The organism is Flavobacterium collinsii (assembly GCF_946903285.1).
GTDB lineage: Bacteria > Bacteroidota > Bacteroidia > Flavobacteriales > Flavobacteriaceae > Flavobacterium > Flavobacterium collinsii.
This window is the reverse complement of sequence record NZ_OX336425.1, coordinates 1,996,257-2,008,165: the sequence shown is the minus strand read 5'-3', so window position 1 is coordinate 2,008,165 and position 11,909 is coordinate 1,996,257. Positions and strand designations below refer to the sequence as shown.

13 protein-coding genes are annotated in these 11,909 nt (G+C 34.6%); 5 read left to right on the top strand and 8 right to left on the bottom strand.

The genetic code is table 11. From position 1 onward, the window contains the following. Positions 1 to 34: 34 nt before the first annotated feature. Positions 35 to 943: a 16S rRNA (cytosine(1402)-N(4))-methyltransferase RsmH gene (gene rsmH / locus OGZ34_RS08815; RefSeq protein ID WP_263362783.1), complete on the bottom strand. Its 909-nt coding sequence runs from the start codon at positions 941 to 943 to the stop codon at positions 35 to 37. Next, positions 918 to 1,391 carry a division/cell wall cluster transcriptional repressor MraZ gene (gene mraZ, locus OGZ34_RS08810; protein WP_173965548.1) on the bottom strand — a complete coding sequence of 158 codons (474 nt, stop codon included), beginning with the start codon at positions 1,389 to 1,391 and terminating at the stop codon, positions 918 to 920. The genes rsmH and mraZ overlap by 26 nt, the downstream gene beginning before the upstream one ends. Before the next feature lie 378 nt (positions 1,392 to 1,769). On the opposite strand from mraZ, the gene OGZ34_RS08805 reads away from it, so the two are divergent. From OGZ34_RS08805 to OGZ34_RS08795, 3 genes are all read left to right on the top strand, one after another. Beyond that, positions 1,770 to 2,534 (top strand): alpha/beta fold hydrolase, encoded by a 765-nt coding sequence (locus OGZ34_RS08805; protein WP_173965547.1) that lies wholly within the window; start codon positions 1,770 to 1,772, stop codon positions 2,532 to 2,534. Positions 2,535 to 2,576: 42 nt separating this feature from the next. Next, positions 2,577 to 3,197, top strand: coding sequence for a ribosome biogenesis GTP-binding protein YihA/YsxC (gene yihA / locus OGZ34_RS08800; protein ID WP_173965546.1), 621 nt, complete (start codon positions 2,577 to 2,579; stop codon positions 3,195 to 3,197). A gap of 150 nt (positions 3,198 to 3,347) precedes the next feature. After that, on the top strand, positions 3,348 to 3,986 hold the full coding sequence (locus OGZ34_RS08795; protein ID WP_263362782.1) for a hypothetical protein: 639 nt from the start codon (positions 3,348 to 3,350) through the stop codon (positions 3,984 to 3,986). Positions 3,987 to 4,115: 129 nt separating this feature from the next. Here the strand turns inward: OGZ34_RS08795 and gldC are convergent, their stop codons facing one another. Next, positions 4,116 to 4,451 (bottom strand): gliding motility protein GldC, encoded by a 336-nt coding sequence (gene gldC / locus OGZ34_RS08790; protein WP_173965544.1) that lies wholly within the window; start codon positions 4,449 to 4,451, stop codon positions 4,116 to 4,118. Further along, positions 4,451 to 5,407 carry a gliding motility lipoprotein GldB gene (gldB, locus tag OGZ34_RS08785; RefSeq protein WP_263362781.1) on the bottom strand — a complete coding sequence of 319 codons (957 nt, stop codon included), beginning with the start codon at positions 5,405 to 5,407 and terminating at the stop codon, positions 4,451 to 4,453. The genes gldC and gldB overlap by 1 nt, the downstream gene beginning before the upstream one ends. A gap of 99 nt (positions 5,408 to 5,506) precedes the next feature. Between gldB and nadE the strand changes: the two genes are divergently transcribed. Together nadE and OGZ34_RS08775 are read left to right on the top strand one after the other, a co-directional pair. Further along, positions 5,507 to 6,313, top strand: a complete 807-nt coding sequence (gene nadE, locus OGZ34_RS08780) for an NAD(+) synthase (protein WP_263362780.1) — start codon at positions 5,507 to 5,509, stop codon at positions 6,311 to 6,313. Between the two features lie 93 nt (positions 6,314 to 6,406). Then, positions 6,407 to 7,036: a response regulator transcription factor gene (locus tag OGZ34_RS08775; RefSeq protein WP_026730588.1), complete on the top strand. Its 630-nt coding sequence runs from the start codon at positions 6,407 to 6,409 to the stop codon at positions 7,034 to 7,036. On the opposite strand, the gene dnaG is transcribed toward OGZ34_RS08775, so the two are convergent. The 4 genes from dnaG to OGZ34_RS08755 form a co-directional block, all read right to left on the bottom strand. Next, positions 7,033 to 9,099 carry a DNA primase gene (gene dnaG / locus OGZ34_RS08770; RefSeq protein WP_263362779.1) on the bottom strand — a complete coding sequence of 689 codons (2,067 nt, stop codon included), beginning with the start codon at positions 9,097 to 9,099 and terminating at the stop codon, positions 7,033 to 7,035. The two genes, OGZ34_RS08775 and dnaG, sit on opposite strands and share 4 nt — an antisense overlap. A gap of 127 nt (positions 9,100 to 9,226) precedes the next feature. Beyond that, positions 9,227 to 10,282: a hypothetical protein gene (locus OGZ34_RS08765; protein WP_173965540.1), complete on the bottom strand. Its 1,056-nt coding sequence runs from the start codon at positions 10,280 to 10,282 to the stop codon at positions 9,227 to 9,229. Between the two features lie 222 nt (positions 10,283 to 10,504). Beyond that, positions 10,505 to 11,242, bottom strand: coding sequence for a hypothetical protein (locus OGZ34_RS08760; RefSeq protein ID WP_263362778.1), 738 nt, complete (start codon positions 11,240 to 11,242; stop codon positions 10,505 to 10,507). Continuing rightward, entirely contained in the window at positions 11,229 to 11,789 is a 561-nt protein-coding gene (locus OGZ34_RS08755; protein WP_173965538.1) for an RNA polymerase sigma factor, read from the bottom strand. The genes OGZ34_RS08760 and OGZ34_RS08755 overlap by 14 nt, the downstream gene beginning before the upstream one ends. Positions 11,790 to 11,909: the final 120 nt, after the last annotated feature.

Genomic DNA, 11,909 nt, shown 5'->3' with positions numbered 1-11,909 from the left:
CACATTTCACATTTCACAACCAACATCTCACAAACTATATCTTCTCAGCAATCCTTAATTTTGCACTTCGTGCTCTGTTGTTGATTTTGATCTCAGCATCGTCCGGTACGATGAGTTTTCCTATTGTTTTAAATGGTACTGAAAAGTTTCCGTAAAAATCTCTTTCCGGCTCTCCTTCAAACATTCCGTTTTTGATAAATCTCTTTACCAGTCTGTCTTCTAAAGAATGATAAGAGATTACTGAAAATCTTCCTCCCGGATTTAAAATTTCCAACGACTGCTCGATAAACTCTTTCAAAACATCCATTTCCTGATTTACCTCAATTCGAATTGCCTGATAGATTTGAGCCAGTATTTTATTACGAACTCTTTCCGGTAAATATTTTGCCAGAACTTCTTTCAATTCATCTGTCGTTTTGATCGGATAACCTTGTCTTGCTTCTACAATTGTTCTCGCTAAAACCGGAGCATTTTTCAACTCCCCATAATCAAAAAAAACACGACGTAAATCCTGTTCCTCATATTCGTTAACTACCCGATAAGCATTTAAATCATTTTTCTGACTCATCCGCATATCCAGCTCAGCATCAAATCTTGTCGAGAAACCTCTTTCCGGAACATCAAACTGATGTGATGAAACACCCAAATCAGCCAAAATTCCATCTACTCCTTTAACACCATGAAAACGCAGAAATCTTTTTATGAATCTAAAATTCTCATTAATTAAGGTAAACCGTTCATCTGGTAATGCATTTACAAGTGCATCTTCATCCTGATCAAAAGCAAATAATTTTCCGTTTGGCCCTAATCGTCTCAAAATTTCTTTTGAATGCCCCCCGCCTCCAAACGTAACATCTACATAAATGCCATCAGGTTTAATATTTAAACCATCAACTGTAGGATGAAGCAAAACCGGATTATGATATTCCATTGTCGTCGTCATTAATATTTCCCATTACTTCTTCGGCCAGATCTGCAAAATCCATATCTTCGCCGCTTATTGATTTTTCATATAAATCCTTATCCCAAATCTCCACAATATTAACAGCAGATGAAAAAACCACATCTTTAGAAATACCTGAAAAAGTCACCAAATCTTTTGGAACCAATAATCTCCCCAATGCATCAATCTCTACCACTTTAACACCTGCAGTAAATCTTCGAATGAAATCATTGTTCTTTTTTACAAAGCGATTCAGCTTGTTGATTTTTTGCATCATCAGATCCCACTCGTCCATTGGATACAATTCTAAACACTGTTGAAAAACGGAGCGCTTCAAAACGAATCCGTTTTGAAGAGAGGAAGTCAGCTGCTTTTTCAAGGGCGCAGGCAACATTAGCCTCCCCTTAGCATCGACTTTACACTCATATGTTCCGACAATTGTGTTCAAGAAAAATTCATTAATATGTTATAGGACAAAAATATAAAAAATATTACCACATTTTACCACTATGTACCACTTTGTTAATAAGTTTAACCACTTTCCTCTCACTTCGTTTAACCCATAGATAATCAATACATTAACTTATTATTAACGAATCATCAATTACACTAATCATTCAAAAAAATTACGCGCTATTTTTCTTAAAAATTTAGCTATTATGCTGGTTTCTTAACATTTAGAAAATCGATCAAAAACACCCATTTCAACTGATTTTTAATCACTTAGAAATCATACTAAAATTATCTAGTTAAAAAACGGTGGCAAAAATTCATTTTTATTTATTAAACCCTATATTTGTCCAAATTGAAATTGGCATTAAATTAAATGGACAAACACTACAAAAAAGAAGGCAAATACAGCTATTATGAAGCTGGAGAAGGAACTCCTATCGTTATTTTACATGGCTTAATGGGAGGCCTTAGTAACTTTGATGCTGTAGCCGAATATTTTCCAACAAAAGGATACAAAGTTGTAATCCCGGATTTGCCAATATACACTCAAAGCATTTTAAAAACGAACGTAAAAAGCTTTGCCAAGTATGTAAAAGACTTTATTACTTTTAAAGGCTTTGATCACGTTATCTTGCTGGGCAATTCTTTAGGCGGTCACATTGCACTTTACCATACAAAACTCTATCCTGAAAAAGTCGCAGGACTAGTAATAACAGGAAGCTCAGGACTTTACGAAAGCGCAATGGGAGACAGCTACCCAAAAAGAGGTGATTACGAATACATCAAAAAGAAAGCTGAAGATGTTTTTTACGACCCTGCAATTGCAACACCGGAGCTTATTGACGAAGTGTATGCAACTGTTAATGACCGTATCAAACTGATCAAAACTCTGACGATTGCCAAGAGCGCTATTCGTCATAATATGGCCAAAGATTTACCAAAAATGACAACAGAAACCTGTATCATTTGGGGTAAAAATGACGCCGTTACTCCCCCAAATGTTGCCGAAGAATTTGATAAATTATTGCCTAATTCAACTTTGTACTGGATAGACAAATGTGGACACGCTGCTATGATGGAACACCCTCAGGAATTCAACAAAATTCTGGAAGAATGGCTCGTTAAAAAGAATTTATAGCATCTAACTTTCGACTTTTAGGAGGTTTTAAAAACAAAAAACATGAAAATTAATACCGCCGAATTCATTGTCAGCAATTCTGAAGTATCAAAATGCCCGCAGGAATTTTTACCAGAATATGCTTTTATCGGAAGATCAAATGTAGGTAAATCCTCTTTGATCAACATGCTTACCAATCATAAAAATTTAGCAAAAACATCAGGGCGACCTGGAAAAACACAGTTAATTAATCACTTTAAGATTAACAACAATTGGTTTTTAGTCGATTTACCGGGCTATGGTTACGCCAAAGTGTCCAAGAAAACAAAATCAGTTTTCCAGCAATTTATCACGGATTATTTCGAAACCAGAGAGCAATTAGTTTGTGCTTTTGTTTTGATTGATATTCGCCATGAAGCGCAAAAAATTGATATCGAATTCATGTCTTATATGGGAGAAAGCGAAATTCCGTTTTGCATCATCTTTACCAAAGCAGATAAAATCAGCAAAGTAAAAATTGATTCTCATATCGCAGCTTATAAAAAACAAATGTTTGCCAATAACTGGGCCGAAATGCCTCAATATTTCGTAACCTCATCTACGGAGGCCACTGGAAAAGAAGAACTTTTATCCTATATCGACGAAGTAAATCAGGAAGTTTTCAAAAACAACTCAGGATTTTAAATTGCAATAGGAAAATTCCAAATTCCAAAATAATCAATAAAAAAATCCCAAATTCCAATTGTTAAAACCTGGAATTTGGGATTTTTATTTTAAAGGAAAACCTTACGAAATATTTTTGACTTATATTTGAATCCAAATCAATTATACTCTATGAATAATTTTAAATCAATATGTTTCATACTTTGCATTGTTCCTTTCCTCTTTTTATTTTCCTGTCAGTCATCTCATTATATGTTTACCACAGGACAAAGAACCGGAGTTGATTTTACTTCTGGAAAATGGCTTTTAAATGAATTAGATTGTCCAAAAAACTCTAAAGACAACTTAACCGAGAAATCTTTAGAATTCTTCAAAAAGAGGCTAGATGATCGGATTTTATATATTCATGATGTTAATGGATTGCTCATAACCCGAAAAACCAATCTAAACCCTAATCGTTTAAAGCTAAAAGAATTAAAAGATGGAACCGGTTTTGATTTCTTTATCAATATTTCCACAAAAAAAGACAGAAGCGACTTATCTTCAATAGAACTTTATCAAGATGAATACTCCACTAAAAAAAATGAAGCTTCAGTAACCTTAGAGATATACGATTTAAATTTACTGCAAATTATTTACTCCCAAAAAGTTATTGGCATAACCAACAAAGGGAACACAAAATCTATGTGGGAAACCGAAAAATCAAGCAAACTTATAGACAATATAACGTTTTATAAAAATTCAGACCTCTTAATGACAGGAGCTTTAAAACGAATTTTTAAAGATTTAAAAAAACGATCTGTCAAATAAAAACTGGTAAAAGAAATTTCAATAAAGAAATCCTGAATCCCAATTGAAGAAGAAAAAACAATCAATAAAAAAATCCCAAATTCTAATTACTAAAATTTGGGATTTGGGATTTCTTTATTTGAGTTTTAACTATTTCGTTAAATCCAGTTTTTCTGCAAAATAGTCACAGAAATCTTTCATTGTATCTGACATTTTCTCGTCGTCTGTTGCACGTTTAAAAGTATCCGCCATAGCAACCAAAGTCTGGTGAAAGAAAATTTTCATTTCATCTACCGGCATATCTTTTGTCCACAAATCAATACGCATGCTTTCTTTCGCTTTACTATCCCAAATAGACAACATAATTGCTTTTGCATCTTCCGCTTCTACTCCGCCATCCTTCGCCGTCCATGATAATTTTTCCGGAACGCGGTTTTCATCTAATTCTATATTGAATCTAATTTCTGATTTTATTGTATCTGACATTATTTCTTAGGTTTATATTTTGATTTTTCAAAGATTACCTTTGCTTCTGTTTTTAATAATTCCGGCAAAGTTACGTTATTATTCTTCATATACGACCGTACCATTTGCCACCCCAACCAAGCTCCTATTCGACCAGGAGTATCGTTGTCAATTTCTAAGTAGAATTTAGAAAACGGTGCCGGCGCTATGAATCGGGTTGTTAGTTTTGGATCATCACTATACAGCATTTCATTTTCAATAAAATAACGCCACATATAAGCTTCGTTTTCCTGACTCCATTTTATTTGCTCAGGTGTATAACCTATTTTTTCAGCATCGGTATAATCCGGCAGCAGTAGATCTTTTGCGTACAATTGTTTTCCTTCAAAAATCATTTGAGAAACTAAATTCTTATCCGGAAAGGCAGGAATGTTTCGATAAGCAAAACTCGAAACCACATCGGGCATAATTTGTTTCTCTTCAAAATTTTGTTTCAGATAACTTGGAAATTCATAAAACTTATGATCTTTCCCCAAATACAACTCCAATGCTACAATTACCAGACTGTCTGCATATATTGCTTTGGCATTATAATCCATTTCACCAATTACAGTTATTACCTTCGGCGTTTTTGTTTTGGGAAAATAATACTTCACATGCTGAAAAAGCGCATTGAACTCTTCGCGTACAGGTTCAAAATTGCTGTATTTTTTCTGAACTTCCGTATAAACTTCTCTCCAGATTGGATCCTGCATTTTTTTCAGCCAGATATTGTCATCATTTCCTGCCGGGAAGAAGAAAGGATATTGCTTTTTTACTTTGACCAGATCCTCAGGTTTAGTTTCAAAAAACACCTTATCAAAACGCTCCACTTTAATATCAACCGGAATTTCTTCTACTGCTTTTTCGACTTTAGTTTTTTGATCACAGGACAAAAAAAACAAGCACAGTACCACTGCTAAGCGATATATTTTCATTTTATTTTAATTAGATTTGTGTTGCTCATATTTTAAGCAAACTGCGCTTAAAAATATTTGTGCAAATATACATCCCTGTATCTTAAATCTTGAACTATTATGGCTAAAAAAAGTACCATTCAGACAGAAAAAGTAAACGCCCACATTGTAGAGTGGTTAAAAAATTATGCTACCCAGGCAAAAGTTAATGGTTTTGTAATTGGAATTTCAGGTGGAGTTGACTCTGCTGTAACTTCAACCTTATGTGCGCAAACAGGCTTAAAAGTCTTGTGTGTCGAAATGCCAATTCATCAGGCTCCCAATCAGGTTTCAAGAGGAAGAGAGCATATTGAGCAGCTTAAGAAACGTTTTCCAAATGTTTCAAATGTAGAAACCGATTTAACCGCCACTTTTGAAGCCTTTAAAAGTGCTGTACCCAAAACCGATGACGAAGCAAAAGTAAACCTATCGTTAGCCAATACACGTGCCCGTTTAAGAATGACTTCTTTATATTATTTAGCAGGAATTCATGGTTTACTTGTAGCAGGAACAGGAAACAAAGTAGAAGATTTTGGAGTAGGATTTTACACTAAATATGGAGATGGCGGAGTCGATTTAAGCCCAATTGCCGACTTAATGAAGTCAGATGTATACGCTCTGGGGGCATTTTTAACAATTCCGGAGTCAATTTTGACCGCCGCACCTACTGACGGATTATTTGGCGACAACCGTACCGACGAGGACCAATTAGGCGCCAGTTATGACGAATTAGAATGGGCAATGTTGACCTCGGAGTCAGGAAACACGGGAGCTGACTTAAGTGGGAGAGAAAAAACTGTCTTTGAAATTTATAAACGTTTAAACACCAGTAACAAGCATAAAATGGATCCAATTCCGGTCTGTATAATACCAAAAACGTTAAAATAATACTTTTTAACATTTGTCTGCAATTAATTACAGAATTTATTTATTAATTTTACAGTTCCAAAAACATGAACAATTCTAAAAAAGGTAAAAATTATGATTAAAGTATGTCTTGCAGACAATCATCCTGTGACTCACTTTGGCGTTAAGTCTTATTTCAAAGACCACGATCAAATTTCAATTGTTGCCAACGTCGGCAATTTTTCAATGGTTAGAGATATCCTTCAAACGAAAGAAATCGACATCCTGATTCTAGATCTAGAACTGGAAGGACTTTCAAGTATTTTTGAAGTAAAATCTATCTTAAAAAATTTCCCAAAAACAAAAATTGTAATTTTTAGTGACCTCGCTGAACAAATGTACGCTCCAAATGCTATTAAAGCAGGAGTTTCTGGTTATGTACATAAAACAGAAAAACTTGAAACTTTAGGTCTTTCTATTATTAAAGTACACGAAGGAAAAATTATCATCAACGAAACAGTACGCAAAAACATGGCTCTTATTGCGAAACAAAGCAAAAGCGAGCGTTTGTACAGAAAACTTTCAAATCGTGAGATCGAAGTTTTACGCTACTTAAGTGATGGTAAGAAAAACAATGAAATCTCTAAAATCTTAAACCTGAACGAAAAAACAATCAGTACTTACAAATTAAGATTATTAACTAAATTAAATGTTACTAATTTAGTTGACTTAGTAAACAAAGCTAAGACTTTAGAAATTATTTAATGGTATCTCGACATTACTCTACCCAGTTTTTTCGAAAATGAGTTAACTAATTTTGAGTAATCGACAACCATAGACAAAAGCTCTGTATTATCTGAATTATCAGGTTTTATAGAGCTTTTTAATTCATGGATGATTTTATCAACCAAAAACCAACGCATAGACATAATCGTCTCTGTAACATACTGCGCAATGGTTTCGTGCTTCATTTTAGAAAAAATGTTCTGACCTTCCCAATCGTGCAGTGTTAGTTTTTCATCCTCCATTAAAATATCCGTAACCTCCTGAGCAAAATCAGGCTGCAAACGCATTAAATATTGTTCGAGACTGAATTTTTCATTCTGATTATAAAACCCAATTAAATCGGTAAAAATGTCACGGAACAAATTGTTCGAAAGCTCTACTTCATCTTCCTGTAAACTCAAATAAATACGCTCATACACTTTGTATTCTCGCATTTCAGAGACCATAACAACTTCACCCTCGTCATTGTTTTTCAACAAAACATCTTCAAATTCTTCCTTCTTATCTCCATAAAGCAATAAAATCTCAATTACTTTACGTTCTAAACGATATAAAACATCAACTTTTTCAGCTGATTCTTGTGGGGCAAACCCTGCCTCTCCCGGATAATAATCTTCGGGCGGCCCAGTTCTTGGATCGTCCGGATCACCTCCTGAATATCCTGTGTTTTTTGGACTTTGATTCCTAAAAACTTCAAAAGGTTTTTGTTCCTGCTTTTGTTTTTTATTGACTTCGGCAATATCCTTTTGAATCAGCTGCGCCAAAGTACTCACCAAAACCTGCTCGGAAATATCCATAATTCTGGCACATTCCTGCGTATAAACCTCACGTTGAATGCGATCCGGAATTTTAGATATACTGTTAACCATATCCCGAATAAGATCGGCCTTTTTTATAGGATCGTTTTTAGCCTCTTTCATCAGAAGAGATGCTTTAAACTGTATAAAATCTTTACTGTTTTCTTCTAAATAAGCAACCAGTTCATCATGAGAATTTTTTCGTGCAAAACTGTCCGGATCTTCTCCGTCAGGAAAAGCACAAACTCTTACATTCATTCCTTCTTCCAAAATCAAATCGATTCCACGAACAGAAGCCCGTAATCCCGCGGCATCCCCATCAAAAAGAACGGTTATATTTCGCGTTAATCGATTTACCAGACGAATCTGATCGGGTGTTAAAGCTGTTCCCGATGAAGCCACAACATTCTCAATTCCAGCCTGATGAAACTGAATTACATCAGTATAACCTTCAACCAAATAACAGTTATTTTGTTTCGCAATCGCTTGTTTCGCCTGAAAAATTCCATAAAGCACTTTACTTTTATGGTAAATATCACTTTCAGGTGAGTTTAAGTATTTTGCGGCTTTTTTATCATTCGTTAAAATACGCCCTCCAAACCCCAAAACACGTCCGGACATACTTTCAATAGGAAACATAACACGTCCCTTGAATCGGTCAAACGGACGATCTTCTCTTGCGATTGTCAAACCGGTACTTTCCAGAAATTCCAGTTTGTATCCTTTACCCAAAGCTTCTTTAGTAAGAGCATCCCAGGTTTCCGGCGAATATCCTAAACTAAATTTTTTGATAGTTTCATTGGTAAAACCTCTTTCCTTAAAATAAGAAAGCCCAATCGCCTTACCTTCTTCTGAATTCAGAAGTGTTTTATGAAAATATTCTTTGGCAAATTCCGAAACGAGATACATACTTTCGCGAACATCGGTCATCGCTTTTTCAGCATCTGTCTGCTCCGTTTCTTCAATCTCTATATTATACTTTCTCGCCAGGTATCGAATCGCTTCCGGATAGGTGAACTGCGAATGTTCCATCAGGAATTTGACTGAATTCCCTCCCTTTCCGGTACTAAAATCTTTCCAGATTCCTTTTGCAGGTGACACCATGAACGACGGAGAGCGCTCATCTGAGAATGGACTTAAGCCTTTGAAGTTACTTCCGGCTCGTTTTAAATTGACAAAATCACCAATAACCTCCTCTACACGAGCAGTTTCAAAAACAGAATCAATTGTACTTTGTGAAATCAAAACGTAAAATATTTAGAAAATTTGAAGTGTGTAAAAGTACACAAATCCCCCATGAAATTGGGCAATTTTAAGCAAAAAAAAGCGCCTCTTTCGAAGCGCTCTTCTCACTAACTAATCAATTGTATTCTTAATTAAAATCAAATCTTAATCCCAATGAAATATTATTTTCTTTTACAGTATTATTCCTAAACAATGGGTTTAAATCGTATTTCAAATACAAACTCATTTCTTTGTATCCAATATAAGAACTCAATCCGTAAATGAAATTATTTACATTATAATCTCCTTTTATAGTGGTTTTATAATCTAAATCGTCCTGATCATATTTTAGAATTTGTTTAGATTTTACATTGACCCCAGCGTAACCCCCAATTCCAAAGCGAAAACTATCATGTGTTCTAAAATACGTTTTTCCGTTACTCACTTTTGGTCTTGAAAAGTCAAACTCTAAATGAATTGGCACTGCGATGTACACATTTCTAAAACGGGATTCATCTAAATGAATCGCATTGGTTTGCAATTCTGTCTGGTTTCCATTGACTACAAAATATTTATTATCTCTTGGACGAATATTATTATACATTAAAGACAATCCGTATTTAGCATGTAATAAATTATCGTTTTTCATTAACCTGGTATTATAGGTAAATCCCCATTCGTAAAAATGCGATCCTGTAAACCTATATTTAGAATCCTGCAATTTACCATCAACCATCATATTATTCAAACCTGCTGCAAATACAAACTGCGATGTCGTTCTTCTTTCTCCGCGTACAGAATCTTTTCTTTTTTTATTATTGTCCTTCCATTCTATATCATTCCAATGAACAATCAAAGCACGTCCACTTTTATAACTCCCTTCCTTGATTTTTCCGTCCACTTTTTGCTGTACTAAATCATTTAACTCATTTTGCGCCAGTGTTACTTTTTCTTCGATAATAACCGCTCTGGCTTCTGCTAATTCCTTTTTACGCTTGTCTGCTTGTTCCTGAGTGATTTTTCCTTCAGACAACTGAACGTTAATTGCTTCAATTTCTTCTTTCAAAGCTTCTTTTTCCTCTTTCGTAACTTTCTCTATCTTGTTGGCAATTTTTCTCGCTTTTGACTCAAAAGTCTCCTGTCCAACTGCTTTACTTACAAATAAGAAGACTAAAATAACGAGGTGAATGGTAAAATTTTTCATGATTGTTTTCTTTTAAAATTGATTGTTGATTGATGTTTTTTTCTAATTGTAAAATGTGAGATGTCAGATCTGAATAGCAAACAATTATTTTCTAATTCTCAATTTTTAATTGGATTAAAAATTGGCAATAATAGCCTGCCCGACAACTATCGGAATTATTTTTTTTTGATCTTTAATTTTTGATTTTCTCCAACAGCACGTTCCGGATTGGAGTTGAAAACTTTATTCCTGCTGATTTCGATTGGCCAAAGCCACTTTTACCGTTTGGTAATTCTTATTGACTTTTGTAATTACCTTTTCGCGAAACGACAGCTCTAATTCACCATCGACCTGTTGAAGCAAATCATTGGCATTAATTTTTACTTTTGATTTTGGCTTGACAGCATTCTCAGCGACGATTACTTTTTCAGCTGTTCCCAGCAACTGATCTACCGTTTCTTTTTCAGGGTTTTTAGCCATTAAAGGCTGTGGATTGATTGATTGTTTTTCAGGATTGTTTTTGATGATGATTGAAGACTCCGCTATTGCATTGGATTTATTTGCAATGATTTTATTCGATTTTGATTCCTGATGCTCTTCTTGTTGAACTGACTTTTTAATTGTTTTTTCTTCTGAAACTGCTACTCCTTCTTCAACAGCTATATTGGTATCTAAAGCTGGCTGTACAACCGAATCTTTCTGCCCATTTTCTTCAATGACAATTGCATCTTTTGGCGTTTGGTTTACATTTTTATTCTGATTAAAGAAGAAGGTTCCAACCAGTAAAAACCCAGCCAAACTTGCCGCAACATACATCCATTTCTTTTTTCCAGTTTGTCGTGAACGAAGGTCAATCGTTGTTTTCTTGTCCTCAGCAACACTCAGCATCGCATCCAATCGATCCCAGGCTTTGTCGCTAGGTTCTATTTTACGCTGATTTAGTTTTTCACGGAAATCCTTTTCAAAATTATTCGGTTCCATTATCTTGTCTTTTTAAAATTGTAATTTGTGTTTGCAGCATTTTTCTGGCGTGCGATAATTGCGATTTCGATGTTCCCTCATTAATCCCTAACATCTTGGCAATCTCATTGTGTTTGTATCCTTCTATGGCATATAAATTAAAAACCATTTTATAACCGTCCGGCAAAGCATCAATTAAAAACTGAATCTGATCGATCGAAAACTGACTGTCAATTGCATTGAAACTCTCTTCGACATAAATTTCTTCTTCGCTAAATTTTACTTTTTTCTGAACTCTCAAATAAGAGATACATTCATTCACCATAATTCGCCTGACCCAACCTTCAAAACTTCCTTTGTGCTCAAATCTGCTTAAATTGGTAAACACTTTCATAAAGGCGGTTATCATCACATCTTCGGCCAATTGAATGTCTTTTATATACTGTCGACAAACACTTAACATTTTTGAAGAAAACCGACTGTAAATTTGCTGTTGTGCCTGTCGATTATTATCGACTGCCAACTTTATAATTTCAGTTTCTTCCTGATGTAGGTGAATAATTTTCATTAATAAGCATTTGGTTTTGGTTTAGTAACAGACTTCTATTAGCATAGACGCATAACGCTTTGAAATGGTTGCATGAGGGTTGAAAAAAAATAAAAATTAAATCCCAAATTCCAAAACTCA